At 62.2% G+C, this 20746-nt stretch carries 16 protein-coding genes; 5 read left to right on the top strand and 11 right to left on the bottom strand.

Annotated elements, in window-relative coordinates:
• Window positions 1–41 precede the first annotated feature (41 nt).
• A complete protein-coding gene (locus I2I01_RS02905) occupies window positions 42–1145 on the bottom strand; it encodes an App1 family protein (RefSeq protein WP_196284910.1) in 1104 nt (367 codons plus the stop codon).
• A gap of 163 nt (window positions 1146–1308) precedes the next feature.
• On the opposite strand from I2I01_RS02905, the gene I2I01_RS02900 reads away from it, so the two are divergent.
• A complete protein-coding gene (locus tag I2I01_RS02900; protein WP_196284909.1) occupies window positions 1309–2430 on the top strand; it encodes a DNA topoisomerase IB in 1122 nt (373 codons plus the stop codon).
• 105 nt (window positions 2431–2535) lie between these two features.
• On the opposite strand, the gene I2I01_RS02895 is transcribed toward I2I01_RS02900, so the two are convergent.
• Window positions 2536–4080, bottom strand: coding sequence for a hypothetical protein (locus I2I01_RS02895; protein ID WP_196284908.1), 1545 nt, complete (start codon window positions 4078–4080; stop codon window positions 2536–2538).
• Window positions 4081–4153: 73 nt separating this feature from the next.
• On the bottom strand, window positions 4154–5773 hold the full coding sequence (locus tag I2I01_RS02890; protein ID WP_196284907.1) for a hypothetical protein: 1620 nt from the start codon (window positions 5771–5773) through the stop codon (window positions 4154–4156).
• 317 nt (window positions 5774–6090) lie between these two features.
• Here I2I01_RS02890 and I2I01_RS02885 point away from each other — a divergent pair, with 317 nt between their 5' ends.
• A complete protein-coding gene (locus tag I2I01_RS02885) occupies window positions 6091–7698 on the top strand; it encodes a hypothetical protein (protein ID WP_196284906.1) in 1608 nt (535 codons plus the stop codon).
• Here I2I01_RS02885 and I2I01_RS02880 read toward each other — a convergent pair.
• The gene (locus I2I01_RS02880; RefSeq protein WP_196284905.1) at window positions 7680–8402 is read right to left on the bottom strand and encodes a spheroidene monooxygenase; all 723 of its coding nucleotides are present in this window, start codon (window positions 8400–8402) and stop codon (window positions 7680–7682) included. The genes I2I01_RS02885 and I2I01_RS02880 overlap by 19 nt on opposite strands.
• Window positions 8403–8474: 72 nt before the next feature.
• Entirely contained in the window at window positions 8475–8984 is a 510-nt protein-coding gene (locus I2I01_RS02875) for a pyridoxamine 5'-phosphate oxidase family protein (RefSeq protein ID WP_196284904.1), read from the bottom strand.
• 109 nt (window positions 8985–9093) lie between these two features.
• Here I2I01_RS02875 and I2I01_RS02870 point away from each other — a divergent pair, with 109 nt between their 5' ends.
• Window positions 9094–9711: an acyl carrier protein phosphodiesterase gene (locus I2I01_RS02870; RefSeq protein ID WP_211537785.1), complete on the top strand. Its 618-nt coding sequence runs from the start codon at window positions 9094–9096 to the stop codon at window positions 9709–9711.
• On the opposite strand, the gene I2I01_RS02865 is transcribed toward I2I01_RS02870, so the two are convergent.
• The 4 genes from I2I01_RS02865 to I2I01_RS02850 form a co-directional block, all read right to left on the bottom strand.
• Window positions 9688–10428, bottom strand: coding sequence for a hypothetical protein (locus I2I01_RS02865; protein ID WP_196284903.1), 741 nt, complete (start codon window positions 10426–10428; stop codon window positions 9688–9690). The genes I2I01_RS02870 and I2I01_RS02865 overlap by 24 nt on opposite strands.
• A gap of 14 nt (window positions 10429–10442) precedes the next feature.
• Window positions 10443–10871 carry a VOC family protein gene (locus I2I01_RS02860; protein ID WP_196284902.1) on the bottom strand — a complete coding sequence of 143 codons (429 nt, stop codon included), beginning with the start codon at window positions 10869–10871 and terminating at the stop codon, window positions 10443–10445.
• A gap of 250 nt (window positions 10872–11121) precedes the next feature.
• Window positions 11122–11637, bottom strand: a complete 516-nt coding sequence (locus tag I2I01_RS02855; protein WP_196284901.1) for an FKBP-type peptidyl-prolyl cis-trans isomerase — start codon at window positions 11635–11637, stop codon at window positions 11122–11124.
• Window positions 11638–11874: 237 nt separating this feature from the next.
• Window positions 11875–14064, bottom strand: a complete 2190-nt coding sequence (locus tag I2I01_RS02850) for a catalase (protein ID WP_196284900.1) — start codon at window positions 14062–14064, stop codon at window positions 11875–11877.
• 318 nt (window positions 14065–14382) lie between these two features.
• Here I2I01_RS02850 and I2I01_RS02845 point away from each other — a divergent pair, with 318 nt between their 5' ends.
• Window positions 14383–15543 (top strand): SMP-30/gluconolactonase/LRE family protein, encoded by a 1161-nt coding sequence (locus tag I2I01_RS02845; RefSeq protein ID WP_211537784.1) that lies wholly within the window; start codon window positions 14383–14385, stop codon window positions 15541–15543.
• Window positions 15544–15764: 221 nt separating this feature from the next.
• Window positions 15765–17930, top strand: a complete 2166-nt coding sequence (locus I2I01_RS02840; protein WP_196284899.1) for a S9 family peptidase — start codon at window positions 15765–15767, stop codon at window positions 17928–17930.
• Window positions 17931–18102: 172 nt separating this feature from the next.
• Here I2I01_RS02840 and I2I01_RS02835 read toward each other — a convergent pair whose 3' ends face one another.
• Entirely contained in the window at window positions 18103–20088 is a 1986-nt protein-coding gene (locus I2I01_RS02835) for an AAA domain-containing protein (RefSeq protein ID WP_211537783.1), read from the bottom strand.
• An 85-nt stretch (window positions 20089–20173) separates the two neighbouring features.
• Window positions 20174–20674 carry a hypothetical protein gene (locus I2I01_RS02830; RefSeq protein ID WP_196284898.1) on the bottom strand — a complete coding sequence of 167 codons (501 nt, stop codon included), beginning with the start codon at window positions 20672–20674 and terminating at the stop codon, window positions 20174–20176.
• Window positions 20675–20746 lie beyond the last annotated feature (72 nt).

Raw genomic sequence — 20746 nt, 5'->3', positions numbered from 1 at the left:
GTCGTTGGTGAGGTGTCGCGGGCTCTCTTGTTTTCGCGTTTCTACCCCACTAGCCCCAGGCCCGCCGCGTGCGCAGCTGCCGCAGCATAGTCCGTTTCCAGCACCATGGGTACGTTTACGCGGCCCAACTCCTCGATGATGGGGCCGACAAGCGCGGCCCGCTCGGGAATCTGCACATCGCGGATGTAAATGGCTTTGATGCGGCCGGGGTGGCGGCGCACCACCTCGCGGTAGATGCGGGCGTCTTCCTGGCCGCTGTCGCCGCATAGCACGAAAGGCAGCGCGGGGTAGGTGGTGAGAATGTCGTCGATTTCGTGGAGCTTGTGGGCGAAGTGAATGGCGGCCGAGCCCGTGACGCCGGCCGGCACGGGGGCCTTGGGGCGGGCAATGCTGAGGTCGCGCAGCAGGAGGGGGCCGGAGGGAATGTCGTGCAGCTTCAGAAACTCGGCCAGCAGGTCGTAGAGGTTCCAGGGGCTGCTGCTCACGTAGAAGAACGGGTTGTCGGGGCGGCCGGTGCCGCCGCGCTGGAGCTGGCGGTAGAACTCGGCCACGCCCGCGAAGGGCTGTTTCGATTGGGCGTTGCTGAAGAGCACGCGGCCCAGCATCTTGACAATGTTGGTAGCGCTGGTTTCGAACACCGTGTCGTCGAGGTCGGAAATCACGCCGAATTCGGCGCCGGGGGGAGGCACCAGCACGTGGGCGGCCGTGGCAATGGCCTTCGCGGGCAAGGTGAGGAAAGAGGGCAGCCGGGCCACCCGCACCGGCACGGGGTACCAGAGGAAGTTGACGGGCGCGGGCAGGGCCTGCGGCTCGATGACGAGGGTGAAGTAGCCCTCGTCGTCGGTGCTCACGAGGTGCTGGCTGCCGTCGGGCAGCTCGGCCACGAGGTCGGCCCCGGCCACTTCGCGGCTATTGAAGCGGCGCACCATGCTGCGGAAGTTTTGCCAGCGGGTATCGGTGGCCGTGGCGGCCGTCAGACCAGGGTCGGCCAACAGGCGGCCTTTGATGTAGAACTTTTGGGCGGTGCCGTAGCTGCGGTAGGCGTCGATTTGCAAGGGACGCAGCCAGCCGCGTCGGGCTGAGAAACGGGTGAACAGGTGGTCAGTCCATTCCGAAATGTTGGACAGGGCTTTGGGCAACTTCATGGGGCAAACCTACGGCCGAGCGGCTGTAGCGTGGACTCTGCGAGTCCGCGCATGCCGGAACGTTCTACCAGGCGCGGACTCGCAGTGTCCACGCTACAGCCAGCCGCTCAGCCTCCTTTTGCGTAGAAGCTCAACCTTGAATTCCCGTTCTGTTCTCAGTTCTATGTCCACCGCCACTGCTGCTCATCCCAAAACCCGTAAGAAAAAGCTTCTCCCGCAGGAAGAGGCCCACATTGTGTACAAAGACCCCGCCCGCCAGGCCGAGATGGCGGGCCTGCGCTATGCCACCGACCAGGGCAAGGGCATCAGCCGCAAGCCTACACGGGCAGGCCATTTTGCGTATTATGACGCAAAAGGCGAAAAAATAACCGATGATAAAACGCTGACCCGCATCAGCAGCTTCGTGATTCCGCCGGCCTGGACGGACGTTTGGATTTCGCCCTCAGCCAACACTCACTTGCAGGTGACGGGCCACGACACGCTCGGCCGAAAACAGTACCGCTACCACCCGGCCTGGGACGAGATGCGCAGCCTCACCAAGTTTTCGCGGCTGCGCACCTTCGGCGAAAAGCTGGCCCCCCTGCGCGAGCAGCTTCGCAAAGACCTGAAGCGCCCCGACCTCGACCGCGAGAAAGTGGTGGCCCTCGTGCTCACGCTCATGGACCAATCGTTTATCCGCGTGGGCAGCAAGGAATACGCCAAGAAAAACGGCAAAACCAAGCCCAGCTACGGCCTGAGTACCTTGCAAGACAAGCACGTAGCTATTGATGGGGCCGACGTGCGATTCAACTTCGTGGGCAAGAAAGGCGTGGCCCACGACGTGACCCTGCACGACGCCCGCCTGGCCCGGCTGGTGCGCAAGTGCAAAGAGATTCCCGGCCAGCACCTGTTTCAGTACTACACGGCCGACGGCCAGCGCCACGCCCTCGAATCGGGCGACGTTAACGAGTACCTGCACCGCCACACCGGCCTCCAGCTCTCAGCCAAAGACTTCCGTACCTGGGGCGGCACTGTGAAAATGGTGGAGTGCCTTGAAGCGGTACTGCAAGGGGAGCCCGACCTAGCCCCCGAAAAAGTGGTGAAGAAGGCAGTTAAGGAAGTCGCCACTGGCCTGGGCAACACGCCCACGGTGTGCTCGAAATACTACATTCACCCCCAAGTGGTGGAGCTGTTCAAGTCGGGCCAGCTCATCGAATACCTGCGCAAGCACGACGCCGAAGCTAAGGCCGGGGACCTGCTGTCGCCCGTGGAGCGGCTGGTGCTGAAAATGCTGGAGCAGGCGTAGCGAAGCTGTAGCGTGGACGCTGCGAGTCCGCGCATGGGCAGATGTTCGCCCCGGCGCGGACTCGCAGCGTCCACGCTACAACCTCGCCGGGCTCCGCACTTTTCCTTATTCCTCCGGCGGCTTGTCATATGCCCGCTTTGCTGGGGCGCTTTCCTGGATGAAGCGGATTCCGTGATGGCCGTTGGCAGCCTTCAAGTCGTCCTGGCCTGTACCGCCGTAAACGCGAATTTGGGGCTTACTAACGCCACGTACAGCATGGTTTTCAACAATAACCACGTCATCGCCGGCCAGCGCTTCCAGGTCAATGCGGCGCGTTTCGGCAGGCAGGAAGGCGCGGCGGTACAAGGGCGCCGCGGCAGCCGAGGCTGATACGAGCTGCACGGATACCACCGTGGAATCGGCGTAGCGCTGGATGAGAAACCGCTCGGCTTGGGCCGTGCCGCCTATGCACGGGCGCTTGGCCAGCAGTAGGTAAAAGTCATCGGCCAGCGCGGGTAGCTTATTCCGCCGGGCTTGCAGCGCGGCGCCGAGGCGCGGGCCTTCGAGGGCAAAAGCGGTGGGAGGCAGCTGGTGCAGGGCCCGGGTGATGAGCGAATCGGGCAGGCGGCGCTGCAAGTCTTGGGCGGCAGACCGGAACTGGTTTCGATTGAGCTCATTGAGCCCGCGTTGGTCGAGGTAGTGGCCGGAACTCATCAGGCCGGCTGGGTGCTTGTAGCGCGGCGCAAACGTGACCCAATGGCGCAGAAACAAGTGGCCCACCAGCCAGCCCAGTGCCCCGTCATCGAGGCGGTAGAACACCATGTCGCGGTCCTTGGGCAGGGCAGTGAGGGTGACACGGCCGCCGCGGCCGGGGCGACTCAGGGCCCAGCTCCACTGGCCGGGGTGCCGGTCCCAGTCGCCCATCCATCCATCTAGTAGGCGGGCGCGCAGCAGGGCCGGCTGGTCGATGCGGTGGGTGGGGCTGGCAAAAACCGCTGCAAAGGCCTTGGTGCTGTTGACGACGGTTGCCGGCGCCGGCTGGAGCGGGGCCGCTTTTTCCTCCAAGAAAGCCAGCTGGCCCCGGAAGTGCACCAGCGAATCGGTTTGAAAAGCCGGGTCGTCGGCCCGCACGTAGAACAGGCGGGGGTTGGCATGCGGCACCCCCGCCGCCTCGGCCAGCGGCGGCACCACTAGGCCAGCGTAAGGGTTAGTGGAGGAAATGTTGTCGCGCAGCACGTTCACCAAAAACGTGCCCCGCAGTACCTGTGGCGTGGCCCGAACGGGGTCTTTGTCGACGGTGCGCACCACGTAGCTGCGGCCGTCGGAGGCGGCTAGGTTCAGGCTGGTGCTGTTAAAGCCACCGCCCACTTTGCCGGGGCTCAGGCCGCCGGGCAGCACTGTGCCCAGCCGCAGCACCGGGGCCGAAACCGGCACTGCCCATGTGGGGCGGTGGTGCTGGCCCACTAGCGCGTTATAGAGGCTGCCGTGCCGGGCGTATTGGCGGCCGGCCGTGGCGCCGCGCACGCTGTCGGCCGTGAGCGGCAGTGGCTGGGAAGCGTCGAGCCGGGCATCGGGCTGAAAAAACTGGCGGCGTACGCAGCCCGTGCTCAGGAGCAACGCGGCCAAAACGCCCGCCAGATGAAAAGAAGTGCGCAAGCGAAGCGTGGGCAAAAGCGGAATAAAAAGTTAGCTGAGCATTGAACGGCGCTGGGCCGAAAAAAGCCACGGCGCTGGCGCGGTTTGGTTAATTTTTATCGTCGGTGTTGCTGCCGACTCCCCGCTCGACGGGTGTATGGCGCCGGCGCGAGAGGTAAGGCTGCCCCCGCTCCACCGCCGAAAAGTTGGACGATTCCTGCGGGTAGTACCGCAGGCGCCCGGCGCTACCTTCGGGCAGCAGCTGGTTGCGGCCCTCGCCGCCATAAAGGCGTAGCGGCAGGGCACGCCCCGCGCCGGTGGTGTGCACCTCAAACACGTCGTCGCCGCCCAGCCCGTCGAGAGTCAGCTGGTGCGTTTCGTTGTGGAAGTAGGTGCGCCGGAAGCGCAGCGTATCGGCCGTGGTAGGCAGGTGGTGCGCGGCGGTGAAGATTTGCACCGTGGTCGAATCGGGGTAGCGGTGCACCACATAGCGGTCGGCCTGGGCGGTGCCCCCCAGGTTGGGCTTGCGGGCCAGGGTCAGGTAAAAGGCATCGGCGGCTTGGGCCAGGGCCTCGCGCCGGGCCTGGAGGCGGCTGCCCAGGCGCTGCCCTTCGAGGGCATACACGGCGGGCGGCAGGCGGCGCATGGCCCGCGCAATAAGCGAATCGGGCAGGCGCTTTTGCAAGTCAGCGGCCATGCGCTGGAAGTCGGCCCGCCGGAGCTGCGACAGCCCGTGCTGGTCGATAAATTCGGCTTGAAATACCAGGCCCGGCATGTAGCCGTAGTGCGCGTGAAAAGTGTGGAACTGCGGTGCAATGAAGCGCCGCGAGGCCAGCCACGGCACCAGGCCGTCGTCGAAGCGGAAATACACTTGGTCACGGTCTTTGGGAATGCTGCGGTAGCGCACCCGGCCGCCGGCCTCCTCGAATTCGGCCCAGTCCCACTGCCGCTCGTGCCGGTCCCAGTCGCCGAGCCAGATATCGAGCAGCCGGGCGCGCAGGAAGGCGGGCTGGTCGATGTAGTGACCGGGGTTGAAGTACATTTTCTTCAGCACGTTCTCGCCGCCCACAAAATTGGTGGTGCCGGCTAGGTCGGGCGTGGCCGAGGCCAGCTCCTCGTACTTCTCTTCCAGCAGCGCCACCTTGCCCCGAAACCGCTCCGACATCGAGCCCAACCCGGTTTCGTCGGGCCGCACATATACCAGGTGGGGGCGGGTGTGGGGCACGCCCGCCGCCTGGGCCAGCGGCGGCACCGTGAGGGCGCCGTAGGGCATGGCGGCCGAGGTGGCGTCGCGCACCACGCTCAGCACAAAGGTGGGGCGCAGCACTTTGGGCAGGGTTTTTTGCGGGTCTTTGTCGAGGGCGCGCAGGGCGTACTCGCGCTTCTGGCGGCCCACCAGGGTGGCACTGATGCTCTGGTAGCCACCGCCGGCTTTGTCGAACTTCAGGCCACCCGGCGCGGCCGAGGCCAGGCGCAGCACCGGCACCGTGGCTGGCGCGGCCCACACCCGCCGGTAGTGCCGGCCCCAGAATAAGCAGTAGAAACCCGAGTGGCGGTTGTACTGGCGGCCGGCCGTGGCTAGCACCGAGTCGGCCGAGGCGGGCAGGGCCGCCGCGCTGCCGGGCCCCACGCGGGCATCGGGCTGAAAGAAGTTGCGGCGCGCGCAGCCGGTAGTGACCACGAGCCCCACCCCCAGCGCGGCCAGCAGGCGCCGGCTCCGCGGAGGCAAACAAAAAAACAAGTGCAGCATTCAGGCAAAAAGATGGGCGGATACAGGCCTTTAACGCAAGCTGGCGCGAAAGGTCGGCCGTTGCATCTTGGAATGCGCAGGGCGTGGCTTGCCTTCGCCCGCCGGTGGAGCAGCGCACTTGCGGCGGGTACCAACGGGGTAGCAGGACATGCCCTGTGCCGCCAAGCCGCCACAAAACACTTCGGGCGGCACAACCGTAGCCGCCGGTTTTGCGCTATACCCGAAGCAGGTGCTACGGCCCAGCTCCTTTGTGTTTTGGGCAGCGCCGCTGTCTACCATCGTTTATGCTTGGGTTTGTGAATTTGCGCACCTGGATTTTTTGCGGGGCCTGGGGCCTTGTGGCGCAGCAACTTACGGCGTGTAGTAGCCCGGCCCCGGCCCGGCCGGCCGCCGTGCACTGGGATGCCGATTCGACCTCGGTGCGGGTGCCGGCCGGGCCGCAGTACGCCCGCGGGGCCGTGTGGCGGTTCTTCTGGGGCCAGCACTACCGCGGCATCTGGAACACCCCCGTGACGGCGCCGGTGCTGCGCCTGGCCTCGGCCGAGCGCGACAGCCTACTGCCCCTCCGCGCCGGGGGCAGCTACCAAAGCCGCACCCTGCGCCTGCGCACAACCAAAGGCTACCAGTTTGTGCTGCGCTCCATCGATAAGGACATGAGCGCGGCCCTGCCCGTGGGCTGGAAGCGCAACCTGCTGCGCGGCCTCATGAAAGACCAAACCAGCGCCACGCTGCCCTACGGTGCCTACGTGGCCGCCCGCTTGGCGGCCGCCGCCGGCGTGTACCACGCCAATCCGCGCCTGGTGTATCTGCCCGACGACCCCTTTCTTGGGCAATTCCGGGCCAGCTACGCCAACGCTCTTTACCTCTTGGAAGAGCGCCCTGAGGGCGACCAGCGGCACGCCCACAGCTTCGGCTTCTCGCCGGCCATCTATAACAGCCGACACTTGCTCACGGTGCTGCGAAAACGGCCGAATGCCAGCGTCGACCCACACGCTTTTTTGCGGGCTCGCCTGCTTGATATGTGGCTGGGCGACTGGAGCCGGCGCGAAGACCAGTGGCGCTGGGCCAGCTTCCCCGGGCCCGGTGGCACCCGTTTTCGGCCCATTCCGCGCGACCGGGACCAGGCGTTTTTTCGGTTCGATGACGGGGTGCTGACGCGGGTGCTGTCGTGGTTTCTGACTAAGTTTCAGAGCTTCCACACCACCATGCGGCTGAGCAATGTGGACGCCCTCACCATCACCGCCCGCAACCTCGACCGCACCCTGCTGAGCCCCCTCAGTTCCGCTGATTTTCGCGCCGAAGCCGATTCGTTGCAAAAACGCCTTAGCGATGCAGTGATTGACGAGGCACTCAAAGCCGGCCCGGCCGAAACCCGGGCCGTTATTGCCGCAGAACTGGCGCCGTTGCTGCGTGCCCGCCGGGCCCAGCTGGCGGCGGTAGCGCAGCGGTACTTCGAAATTCTAAGCACCGAGGCCTGGGTGGTGGGCACCGACCACGCCGAGCGGTTTGTGCTGAGCGGCGCAGGGCCGGGCCGCCTGCGGGTGCAGCTGCTGGCCATCCGGAAAAACCAAGCAGACAGCCTGATACTGGAACGCGTGTACGACCCGCAAACCACCAAGCAGCTGAACCTGTACGGCCTTGCCGGCGATGATGAATTTCGCATTGCGCCCGATGCGGCCGTGGGGGTGCGGGTGGGCATCTACGGCGGCCTGGGCCAAAATCAGATTACTATACATTCTTTGGCAGGTTCTAAAGCCACGGCCGGGCCTTCGCCCGGCTTTACTTTATACACCAGCAACGCAGCTGCTACAGAATCGGGCGGCCTTGCCACACAGCCCGACGCGCACCCCGAGCTAACCAACAACGCCCTGGGTTGGGTGAAGCATTACCGGCTAGATGATTGAATAGGTGAAAGCAACCCGGCCAGCGGCTCTACGCCGTCGAGGGTGCCCGTGCTGCTCAGCACCTGGAAGCGCGCAAACAGCTCTTCGGCGTACCATTTTTCGCGTCGCGTGAGCTGGATAACCTCGCGGTGCCGTGCGTCCTTATAGGCGTATTCCTGCATGGCCCGGGCCGATTCCCACACGCTGAACGTGGCCTGCCGTACCAGCGGCAACTCTCCCAGGCCAATGGCTGCCCGCACGCCCACGGCCTGGGCCAGCGCCGCACTGGTAGGCTCCACAAACTGCCAGAAACGCGGCGTTTTGCGCCAGCGGATGCTGGCGCGCGTGAGCACGGCCACAGGGCCGGGCTCGTTGGTGGCTGCGGTGGGTTGGAACGGCGCCTGGCCGTCCCACAAGCCTTGGGCCTTGAGGGGCGCGAGGTGTACCGTCCAGGTTTCGGCGCTACGCTGCTGATAAGCCGCCCAGAGCGGGTGCTGAGCAAAAAATGCCTCGGCTGCCGCGGCGTCGTCCCATACGGCCATGAAGCCGTAGCGCCGCAGGTTGGGCCAAAAGCCAAAGCCATTGTTGGCCCCGCTGCCCATCAGCTTGAAAAACCGAAGGCCCGGCACCCGCTTAAGTTGGGGCGGAGCCGTGCCCATCTGAGCCAGGGCCCAGCGCGCATGGCCCGGGCGGAAAGTGAAAACAGTGAGGGTGGTGAGCGGCATATTAAGGTTTCAATCAACAAAAAAAGGCCGGAATTGCTTCCGGCCTTTTCGCAAACCGCGGCTGGCGCGATACTACTTGGGAATGACTACCGATTGGCGGTCAGCGCTGGGCTGGTCACGTTCGCCAGTAATGACGGCTTTGGCGTAGGTGTAGGCGCGCAGTAGGGTGGAGTTGGGCGAATCCCAGAACTCACCTTTGGTGATGGTCACCTTTAGCAGGGCAATGTTCGGGTCGTCGGAGCCTTTGGGGAACCAGCCGCGCAGACCTTCGCTCCACAGCTCTTTGATTTTGGCCTGGTCGGTCACCACCTGGGCCGTGCCCGTGATGGCCACGTAGAGGTTGTCGTCGGGCTTGGAATAGCCCAGGCTGACGTGGCGGTCCTGATGTAGCTCGTCTACTTTCTGCGAATCTTTTTCGGTGAAAAACCACAGCGTGCCATCCTGCTCGGGCTGGGAGGTATACATGGGGCGCGAGTGCAGCTCATTGCCGTTCTCGATGGTGGTCATCATCGCAATTTTGATGTCCTTGATTTTCTCGACGAGTTTGGTTACGTCGTGGCTTACGGCAACTTGGTCGGCCATGGGAGTGGGGTGTTAAGGGAAACGGTGAGGATAGGAAAGTGCTTGGTTTACGGCCCCGGGCGGCAGTTGTTTCCAATTGGTTAGACTTACGGCCGACTTTCCGGTTGCTATGCCAATGAATTTCCTGGCCCACCTCTTCCTCTCCGGCTCCGCTGCTGCGCCCGCCTACGCCGACGTGCTGCTGGGCCAGTTCATTGCCGACTCCGTGCCCGGGCGCCAGCTCGAAAAGTACCCGCCCGCCGTGCAGGCCGGCATCCGCCTGCACCGCGCCATCGACACCTTCACCGACCAGCACCCCGTGGTGCGGCGCAGCACCCAGCGCCTGCGCGAAGCCGGCTACGGCAAGTACGCCGGCGTGATTTCCGACATGTTTCTGGACCACTTTCTGGCTCGCAACTTCCCGGAGCTTTCCTCCGAAACCCTCTCAGATTTTACTCGGCGCGTTTACGCGGTACTACAGGCGCGTGAAGCCGAAATGCCGCCCCGCGTGCAGCAATTCTTCCCCCATTTGGTGCAGCACAACTGGCTGCTGGGCTACGCCGAAACCGCCGGCATCGCCCGCGCCCTCAGCGGCCTGAGCCGCCGGGCCCTGGCCGGTTCGGGCATGGAAACGGCGGTGGGGGAGCTGGAGGCTAATTATGAAGCGTACGAAACGGATTTTTGGGAGTTTTTTCCGGAGTTGCAGGCGATGGCAGCCAGTTTGTTAGCGGGCTCTAACCAAAGCTAAACGGTCGTGCTGCCAATAGTAATGCCCGGGCCGGGCAAAGGGCGCCCCACCTGCTTCCCTAAGGTCTTGCGCGTCACACTCGCACGGCGCGGTTGAGTGGTTGCGCTCGCACGTGGTCCGCACGGGGCCAATACGGAGAACCCCGTAGCCAGCCGTCACTTGTTGCGTCTGTTCAAAGTTGTTCAGTTCCCCGTCTTCCCAGGAGTGGTGATAGTTAGCGCATCCGACGCGCATGGCCAACAACGAATCAACGATTGGCCCGGTGCGCAAAATGTGGAGCGTGCGAATGATGCCGTAGTCCGGATTGCCGGAGCGTTTGTATTCGATGGTGAGCAGCAATTCCGGCTCGCCTTGCCGGTCTACATTGGCCGTATCAAGCTCCACGGAGCGGCCGTACACCTGCGGGATTTCTACCCACGCACTGTCGGAATAAGGCTTGTAAAAGACGGACGCGTAGCCCTCATCATCGTGCGCAAGCACGTATTTGCCAAATAGCAGGGTCGTGTCGCGATAAGACGAAAAAGGCTTTTCCGGCAGTGAAGTTGTTCCTGGCTTGGCCGGGCGTGGGGCGGGAGTAGAGGGCGCTGGCAAAGCGCTGACTGGCTGGCCTTCTTTCTCCGCGCGCCTGGATAGATGACTGCAACCAATTGCCAGCCAACTCGTGAGCAACGTAAGAAGGCTGAGCCAGACTACCCCGCACGGACGGCGCTCACTCATATGTCATTGTGGAATTATCGGGCAGGTTCCCACAGCTCTACCTTGTTGCCTTCGGCGTCCATGATGTGAACGAATTTGCCGTAGTCATAGCTCGCAATTTCATCAAGGACGGTCACGCCATTGACGCGCAGTTTCTCCACCAGGCCTTCGATGTTCTGCACCCGGTAGTTAATCATAAACGGCTTTGCGGACGGTGCGAAATAGTCGCTGCCGGTTTTAAAAGGGCTCCACTGCAGTTGCGTCACTTCTTCGGGCCGCTCCACGTTCCGGGAATCAAACGTCGCACCCCATTCTGTCACCTCAAAACCCAGGTTTTTAGCGTACCACTCCCGCGTTTCCTGCGGGGTGTCGCTGAAAAAGAAGATGCCGCCGATGCCCACTACTTTCGGAGTGATTTCGGATGACACCGATGCATTATTCAGCTCGTTTCGAAGCTCTTCCATATAAATCGTGTGCTGGGGGACGGAGAGGATTTGTGGAGGCCTGAAAGTAGCGGATTTTATTTGATGCTAAAAATATTGTCTTTTATTAAATTGCTACAGTAACTAATTTGATTGGCGAGTTTGGGTTCTTGGCAAAACAAAAAGCCCCCGCACTGCGCAGTGCGGGGGCTTTTTTAATAAAAGGAAGTGTCTGGCGTAGTCAGGACGGATTGCCGCGCTTCGCTCGCAATGACAATCCACCAATCCGCTATTAGTGGTGGTGGCCGCCTTCGCCGTGCACGTGGCCGTGAGCCAGCTCCTCGGCCGAGGCATCGCGGACGTCCTGAATTTTACCGTGGAAGTGCATCACCATGCCGGCCAGCGGGTGGTTGAAATCCATTTTAACAGCCGAGTCACCGATGCTCACCACTTTGGCTTGCATGTGGTTGCCTTCGTTGTCGGCCATGGGCAGGAAGTTGCCGGGCTGCAGCATCTCGTCGTCGAGCTTGCCGTCGATGAGGAATACTTCTTTGGGGATTTCAACCAGCGCCTGCTCGTCGTAGTCGCCGTAGGCCTGGTCGGGGGTGAGGCTGAACTGGAACTCGTCGCCGGGGTTTTTGCCGTTGAGCTGGGCCTCAAACTCCTCGGGCAGGCCGCTGTGGCCGAAGAGGAACACCATGGGCGAGTCGGCTTCGGCCGATTCTACCAATACCTTGTCCTGGTTTTCGTCGGTCACGCTGAGGTCGTAGGTGATGGTAACGACTTTGTTTTCGCTGATTGCAGCCATGAGTTTTAAAAGGAATGTGGGGAGAAGTACGAGCCCGCTCAGGCGGCAGGTGCACAAAGAAAGGAAGTTCTATCCGGAACGAAAGACGGACCGGGCGTTCAATACCGAAATTTTGAAAAATAGGCCGTCATGCTGAGCGCAGTCGAAGCATCTCGCCTGCAATAGTAAAATAATTACTACCTCACGCGAGATGCTTCGACTGCGCTCAGCATGACGGCCTGATAATTAGCCGAAACCCTATGCCGGCATCGCCTTCAATTCGCGGCTCCAGAAACGGTGCTTCTTAATGGCGGCGATGAACTTCGGGGCCAGTCCACCCACCTGCGCTTCGGAGCTGGTTACCACGCCGTCGGCGGTCAGGATGTCTTCGGCGCCGGGGTAGGCGGCGGCTTGTAGTAGTTCGATGCCGGCGCCCGAGGCCGCCAGGGGCTTGCAGTGGCGGAAGGCCTCATTCACGAAGCGCACGGCGTCGGGATTTTGCTTGAGTGCGGTTACGCTTTTCTCGCCGCCGGCCACATACACGGCATCAAACAGCACCGAGGCGGTGGAATGGAACGTGCCATTCACCAGCAATTGCTCACCGCCCAGGCCCGTGACCGAGCCCAGGTGGGTGGCAATGATGGCGCTCTGCGCACCTTCGTCCATCAGCGCTTTCATCAGGTTGCCGATGGCAAGAACGTCGGCGCCGTCGGTGGCCAGAATGGCGATGTGGCGGGTTTTGATGCTGGCTTTGCCGGTATTGATGGGGCTGTCGGGCGCAACGCTGAGCGTGGGCGAGCTGGCGCTGCCGACCTTCACCGGCTCCGATTGGTAGTGGGCGGCTTCGCCATCGGCGGGTACGGCCAGGTTCAGCTGCACGCTGTCGGCGGTGGGCACCGTGGCGCCCAGGCCTTCGGCCACGCGGCGGGCCAGGTCGGCATCTACCTGGGCCAGCTGCAGGATGGTGCGGTTGCGCACAAATTCCTTCTGCACGTGGCTGAGCTCGAAGCGCAGGGCTTTCACAATGTGCATCTTCTCGGCGTCGGACTGGCTGTTCCAAAACAGCTTGGCCTGGCTGTAGTGGTCGACAAACGACTTGCTGCGGAGGCGGATTTTGTGGCCCTCCACGCGCTCGTGCACGGTGTTGAAGCCGCCCTCGCTTTGCTTGGCCTGCTGCGGGTAGCCATCGTTCAGCTGATTCACGCCGTAGGCCACTTGGCCTTTGTTGATGGTTTGGCGCATGTGGCCGTCGCGCTGGTTGTTGCGGATAGGGGCCAGCGAGCGGTTAATCGGAATCTCGTGGAAATTGGGGCCGCCGAGGCGCTTGAGCTGGGTGTCGAGGTAGGAAAACAGGCGGCCCTGCAGCAGCGGGTCGTTCGAGAAATCGATGCCCGGCACGATGTGGCTCAGGCAGAAGGCCACCTGCTCGGTTTCGGCGAAGTAATTGTCGACGTTGCGGTTGAGTACCATTTTGCCGATTTTCTGCACCGGCACCAACTCTTCCGGAATCAGCTTGGTCGAGTCCAGGATGTCGAAGTTGAACTTGCGCTCGTCTTCTTCGGCCACCACTTGTACGCCCAGCTCCCACTCGGGGTAGGCGCCCATTTCGATGCAGTTCCACAAATCGCGGCGGTGGAAGTCGGGGTCTTTGCCCGAAATCTGCTGGGCTTCTTCCCAAGCCACGGCGTGGGTGCCAAGCAGCGGCTTCCAGTGAAATTTCACAAACACCGACTTGCCCTCGGCGTTCACCATGCGGAAGGTGTGCACGCCGAAGCCTTCCATCATGCGCAGGCTGCGCGGCAGGGCGCGGTCGCTCATGGCCCAGAGCAGCATGTGGGTGCTTTCGGGATTGGCCGAGATGAAGTCGTAGAACGTGTCGTGGGCCGAGGCGGCCTGCGGAATCTCATTGTGCGGCTCGGGCTTCACGGCGTGGATGAGGTCGGGAAACTTGATGGCGTCCTGGATGAAGAACACCGGGATGTTATTGCCCACCAGGTCGTACACGCCTTCTTCGGTGTAGAATTTCACGGCAAAGCCGCGCACGTCGCGAGCCAGGTCGGAGGAGCCGCGCGAACCGGCCACCGTGGAAAAGCGCGTGAAAACCGGCGTCACAGCGCCAGGCTGTAGGAAAGCGGCGCGGCTGAACTCGCTGGCGTTGCCGTAGGCCTCAAAATAGCCGTGGGCAGCCACGCCACGGGCGTGCACCACCCGCTCGGGAATGCGCTCGTGGTCGAAATGCGTGATTTTCTCGCGCAGCAAAAAGTCCTCGAGCAGGGAGGGGCCGCGTTCACCGGCCTTTAGTGAATTCTGGTCGTCGTTGACGCGCAGCCCTTGGTTAGAAGTGAGAAACTGGCCGTAGCCGTCGTCAGTGTTTTTGGCGAGGTCAGCCGTTTTGGCGGTACTGACGGTGTCTTCGTGGGTTTGTTTGGCTACGGGTTTCTTACTCATGGAAAGGAGGATTGACGGTTTACTGCTGACTGAACGGGGTTTGTAGTGACGAGGTTGGGCAGTTTTTTGCGCTTTACGCGACTGCTTGAGCCACGCTGCTGGTTATCGTTTGACGGTCAGGCCAAGCGCCGCATCTAACGAGGAGTATGTTCAGGAAAGCTGTAAAAGAAATAAGCCGAACAAGGCAGTAAGGAAGAGGAAAGCCAGTAGCAGCGCCATGAGTAAATAACCTCGTTTCGGCGCGGCGCGTACCGTAGGCGTTGCTTTCCTCCTTAAAATCATTTCTTTCCAATGCACCCGAATACTTTAAACTCTGCGGTGGTTCTGCTGCTCAGCGGCACCCTGCTGGCCGCCTGCCAATCCGACCCGCCTACCACCGAACGCGAAGCCGTTAACAAAGAGGCTGTGGTGAAAACCAATGCGGACACGGCGAAAACCGCGGCCGCCGCAGCCGATACCATGGGCCTCCCGGCTGGTTCTGTTCCGACTATCGGCAGCCCGAAGCTGCTCTTCACCCTCGACGACGCCCACAACACGCCCGACGGCCTGGCGCTGGCCCCCAACGGCCACCTCATTCTCTCGGTGCCCAACCTGGCCGACAATTCTAAGCCGGCCTCGCTGATGGAAATTGACGGCTCCACCATCAAGCCCTACGCCACCAACCTGCCCGTGGAGCCCACCACCCAAAAGGCGGCCCCCATGGACCTAGCCTTCGGGCCCGATGGCAACCTCTACTACGCCGAAAACCAGTACGAAAACAGCAAGGATTTCAAATCGCGCCTGATGCGGGTGGAAGTGAAAAACGGCAAGCCCGGCGCCATCACCACCGTGGTGGACGGCTTCGCGCTGGCTAACGCGGTGGTGTGGAAGGGCAACACGATTTACGTGACTGACAGCCAATGGGACCTGCCCGACAACGCCCAAGGCAGTGCCATTATGAAATTTTCGCTGGCCGAGCTGAGCAAGGGCACCGTGCACCTCAAGCCCAAAACCAAAGACCCGCACGTGCTGGCCATGTTCACCACCACGGTGAACGAAACCGGCGTGGACAACGGCGCCGATGGCATGGACTACGACAGCAAGGGCAACTTATACACCGGCAGCTTCGGCGATGGTAAGCTCTACAAGGTATCATTGAAGCCCGATGGCAGCCTGGCCAAGCAGGAAACCCTGACGCTGAGCGGCAAGCAGATTCCCTGCGTAGATGGCCTCATCATTGACCGGGCCACCGATAAAATGTACCTCTGCAACTCCCGCGAAAACGCCATTGAAGTGGTAGACCTGCGCAATGGAAACAAGGTGACCACCCTGGCCCAAAACCCCGACACCGACGGCAGCGGCGGCAAGCTCGACCAGCCCGCCGAGGTGCTGCTCAAGGGCAAGCGCCTTTATATCTCCGACTATGACAACCCGGTGAAGCACTTTGCCAACACCAAATCGGACGCCCCGCACACCATGTCGGTGATTGATTTGCCTTAGGTGTTTTTTTGAGGAAAAGACTGTCATGCAGAGCGCAGCGAAGCATCTCGCGTGCAACAGTAACTAAGTACTACCCCAAGCGAGATGCTTCGCTGCGCTCTGCATGACGTTTAAGCATCAGTTCCTGATACTCCCCGCCGGCCTGTGCCGGCGGGGATTTTTATTTTCAAACAGGGCTAGCTTTGGGATTCCAAATCTGTGTTTTCAGTTCTTCTTTTCAGATGAAACAATTCCTTGTTCGTCGGGCCGCTCTGGCCGGGGCCTTTTCAATGCTGACGGCTGCTGCCTGGGCCCAAAACCCCGGCACCCAATGGACCAAAGACGGCTACGGCTACCTGCAGGTGCGCCCCGACTCCGTGGTGCAGCTCGACATCCGCCAACCCGGCCAGACGCGCACGCTGCTCAGCAAGCGCCAACTCACGCCCGCCGGCCAGACTAAGCCGCTCGGCGTGCGGCGCGTGGCGCTGTCGGATGACGGACGGCTAATTCTGCTGAATACCAACACCAAGAAGGTGTGGCGTTACGATACCCGCGGCGATTACTGGGTGTACGACACCGGCAGCAAGCAGCTCACGCAGCTGGGCAAGGGCCGGCCGGAGGCCTCGCTGATGTTTGCCAAGTTCTCGCCCGATGGCCGCAGGGTGGCCTACGTAAGCGGCCACAACCTCTTCGTCGAAAACCTGGCCGACCACGCCATCACCCAGCTCACCACCGATGGCACTGACAAACTCATCAACGGCACCTTCGACTGGGTGTACGAGGAGGAGCTGGACTGCCGCGACGGCTTCCGCTGGAGCCCCGACGGCCAGCACCTGGCCTACTGGCAGCTCGACGCCCGCAAGACGCCCAACTACCTCATGCTGAACACCACGGATGCACTGTATCCGTTCACAGTGCCGGTGGAATACCCCGTGGTGGGCGAGGACCCCAGCCGCTGCCGCATCGGTGTGGTGGCCGTGGGCGGTGGCGACACCAAGTGGATGGACGTGCCCGGCGACGCCGTGCAGCACTACATCCCGCGCATGGAGTGGGCTGGCGCCAACGAGCTGATTATTCAGCAGCTGAACCGCCGCCAGAACGAGAGCAAGCTCATGCTGTGTACTGCCGCCACCGGCGCCACCAAAACCATTTACACCGACACCGACAAGGCCTGGGTGGAAGCCAAGGACCAGCCCGTGGGCTGGGACTGGCTGCAGGGCGGCAAAAGCTTCGTGTGGGTGAGCGAGAAAGACGGCTGGCGCCACCTCTACCAGATTGACCGCAGCGGCAAGGAGAAGCTCCTCACGCCCGGCAACTACGACGTGGTGAGCGTGGAAGGCATCAGCGAAGCCACCGGCACCATCTACTTTCTGGCCTCGCCCACCAATGCTACCCAGCGCTACCTCTACAAAGTGCCGCTGAAAGGTGGCAAGGCCGAGCGCGTGACGCCCGCCGCCCTCAGCGGCACCAACAGCTACGAGGTGTCGCCAAACGGCAAGGTGGCACTGCACCGCTACGCCAGCGCCGGCAGCTACCCGGTGGCCGACGTGGTGGACCTGCCCGCCCACAAGCGCCTGAGCGGTGGTGAGATGCCCGAGCAGGCCAAGAAGATAAAAATGCCCAAAACTGAGTTCTTTCAGGTGAAAACCGCCGATGGCGTGACCCTGGACGGCTGGATGGTGAAGCCTACCAACTTCGACCCCGCCAAAAAGTACCCCATTGTGTTCATGGTGTACGGCGAGCCGGCCCGCCAAACGGTGCTCGACAACTTCGGCGTGAGCAGCAACCGCCTCTACCAAGGCAGCATGGCCGACGACGGCTACATCTACGCCTCGCTCGACAACCGTGGCGCCCCGGCCCCTCGCGGCCGCGAGTTCCGCAAGGCCATCTACCACAATCTGGGCATGCTCAACATCCGCGACCAGGCCATGGGCGCCAAGGAAGTGCTGAAAAACAGTTGGGTGGATACCAGCCGCGTGGCCGTGTGGGGCTGGAGCGGCGGTGGCAGCTCCACGCTCAGCCTCATGTTCCAGTACCCGCAGATTTATAAAACCGGCATCAGCATCGCAGCAGTCGACAACCAGCTGAACTACGACAACATCTACCAGGAGCGCTACATGGGCCTGCTGCCCGAAGACAAGCACTACTTCGTGGACAACTCGGCCTTGGCCCACGCCAGTAAACTGCGCGGTAACCTACTCCTCATCCACGGCACCGGCGACGATAACGTGCACTACAACAACGCCGAGCAAATGATAAATGAGTTGGTGAAGCACGGCAAAACCTTTCAGATGATGGCCTACCCCAACCGCACCCACGGCATCTCGGAAGGCGAGGGCACCAGCAAGCACCTGGCCGCTACTTACACCAAGTTCCTGAAGGAAAACTGCCCTCCTGGTGGGCGGTAGGCGCACCCTGAGGCCATAACCTCACCCCCGGCCCCTCTCCTTGGGGAGAGGGGAGCCTATCGATTATAAACGAAAATCCCGGTCCATTAATGAGCCGGGATTTTCTATTTTATGTCTTCTACTTAGCGCTGCCGTAGCTCCCCTCTCCCAAGGAGAGGGGCCGGGGGTGAGGTTAATCCTGCAGTTCCCAGGCCGTCCGGTACCCGCCAATCTGCTCCACGTACTCTATCAGGGCCTTGAAGAACGGGTGGGCGCTGAGCGTGGAAGAGTCGCCCACGAGCAGCAGTTTACGGCGCGCACGCGTCATGCCCACGTTCATGCGGCGGATGTCGCTCAGGAAGCCGATTTCGCCGTGGTTGTTGCTGCGGGTGAGGGTGATGGCGATGATGTCGCGCTCCTGGCCCTGGAAGGAATCCACGGTGCCCACACTGAGCTGGCGGTGCAGCATGAGGCCACTGAGCTCGTCGTTTTCCTCTATGGCGTCCTTTAGGTAGTTAATTTGGGCGCGGTAGGGGGCGATGACGCCGATGCTGAGCGGGTCGTCCTCGTGGTCGGCGGGGTCGTAGGGCTCCAGCAGTTGGGCCAAGCGCTTGAGCAGCAGGTCGGCTTCCTCGGGGTTGGCGGTGGAGCGGCTTTCGGGGATGGTGATTTCCTGGAAGCCGAAGCCGGCCGTGTCGAGGAATTCCACGGGCAGGTCGGGGGCGAATTTCAGGTCGTAGGCGTCGAGGCCGGCGTGGCGCACGGTTTCGTAAGCTTCGAGCTTGCCGTCGTAGAACTGGTCGGAGCTGAACTGCATGATTTGCTCGTGCATGCGGTACTGCACCGTGAGCATGCGGGCCGTGGCCGGCTGGCGCTTAATGCACTTCTCGAACAGCGTTTCGCGCAGCTCGCCCGCTTTTTCACTTTTCACGGTGGGCGGCAGCTGGTGGTGGTCGCCGGCCAGCACCACGCGGTTGGCCTTGGCAATGGGAATCCAGCAGCCCGGCTCCAGGGCCTGGGCGGCCTCGTCGATGAACACCGTTTCGTAGGTGAGGTGGCGGATGTTGCGGTTGGCAGCGCCCACCAGCGTGCAGGTGATTACCTGTACCGATTCGAGCAAATCCTCGGTGATGTAACGCTCTAGGTCGTCGGCCTGCTGAAACAGCATGCGCGCTTCCTCCTTGAGCTGGCGGCGGTGCTGCTGCTCCTCCCAACCAAAGTTGCGCACGTACTTGCTGGCGGTTTCGCGGTACTGGTCGGCCGTCTGGCGCATCGAGCGCATCTCGTTGTAGCTCTTGTGGTTCATCACCTGCGCATCGAGCGTGTGCTCCAGCAGCAGGTCGCTCACCCGCGAGGGGTTGCCCATGCGGATGACGTTGACGCCGCGCTCGGCCAGCTTTTCGGTGAGCAGGTCCACGGCCGTGTTGCTGGGGGCGCATACCAGCACGCGCCGCTCGCGCCGGATGGTTTCCAAAATGGCCTGCACCAGCGTGGTGGTTTTTCCGGTGCCGGGCGGGCCGTGAATGATGGCCACGTCTTTAGCGGCCATGACGTGGCGCACGGCGGCCAGCTGCGACTCGTTGAGCGGGCTGGGGTAGAACAAATCCGAAGCCTTTTCCTCGCGGAAACGGGCCTCGCGGGCGCCCAGAATGGTGTCGCGCAACTCGGCCAGGCGGTCGCCGTAGGCGCCCATAACCTTGCCCAGGGCGTAGTCCATCTCGCGGTAGCTCACCTCGTCGAAGGTGAGGTCGATGCCCAGCTTATTGCCTTCAATGGCCCAGTCGGGCAGGTCTTCCTTGGTGGTGGCCAGGGTCAGTTTGTTGCGGCGCACGCTGGTGATGACACCGCTCAGGGTGGGCCGGTCGGTGGCCGAGCGGCCGGGCACGTTGCCAAATAGCGAGGCGTTCTTGCCCACCTGAAACAGGTGCAGCCCTTGCTGCCCGGCGGGCCGTTCCAACTCCAGCACCAGCTTGCCGCCGAAGCCGATGTCTTCCTTGCTGATGGTGACGGGGTACCAGGTGAGGCCGCGTTGCTGACGCTCCTGAATGCTGGCCTTGGCGTTTTTGAGCTTGAATTGCTCCAGGTCCTCCTGCTGCTCCAGCTTCATCAAAGCCTGCACGTGGCGCAGCTCCTTTTCGAGGGCGTAGGGGTCGGAGGGGGTGAAAGTGAGGTCGGACAAAAGAATATGGCTTGATTTCGTTGGTTGGATAACAACGAAAAAGTAAAATGAGTGGCCGAAAGGCACCAGAAAAGAGCGGCCGTTTTTAATTCATGGTCGGCCTGAATTCAGGCAATAGGTGAGCAATGACCTGAATGGAATCGCCGCGCTCCACGTGAAGGGCCGGCGCTTCGGACCAAAGAAACCCCACGCCACCTACGCGCAAGCGGTGTCGGCCGGGGCCGATTACACGCGCATACCTGCTAGAATTATCGGCAAAGGTATGGGCGCCGTCAATGGTGATGAGGGCGCCGGGAAAAGGCCTAAGCTTGCCGTCGGGCTCTTGAATGTCCACTCCGCCTGTGATAACCGGGTCAGCGGCGAGATTGGTGCGGCGCAAGCGATTGAGGGTAACCGGTGGCCCCACCCACTTCCCTTGCTTTTGGTGGGGGGAATAGTGGCGCACGTACTCCTGCGCTTTGGCTTGGCCTTGCTCGTAACTCAGGATGTGAATTACTTTCCCGCCCTGGCAGCCTGCCAACGCTCCCGTTGCGAGGAGGAAAGCAAGCTTAATGCTGCGAAAGGACAGGCAAATTGGAGTGCTCACAGCCAAATGTAGGAGAATGCTGCTTAAACGGTAACAACGATGCCCGCCGCGCCGGCAAGCATTGCTGCCTAC

The sequence above is a fragment of the Hymenobacter properus genome, from assembly GCF_015694735.1.
GTDB classification, from domain to species: domain Bacteria; phylum Bacteroidota; class Bacteroidia; order Cytophagales; family Hymenobacteraceae; genus Hymenobacter; species Hymenobacter properus.
This window is presented reverse-complemented; position numbering and strand designations above follow the sequence as displayed.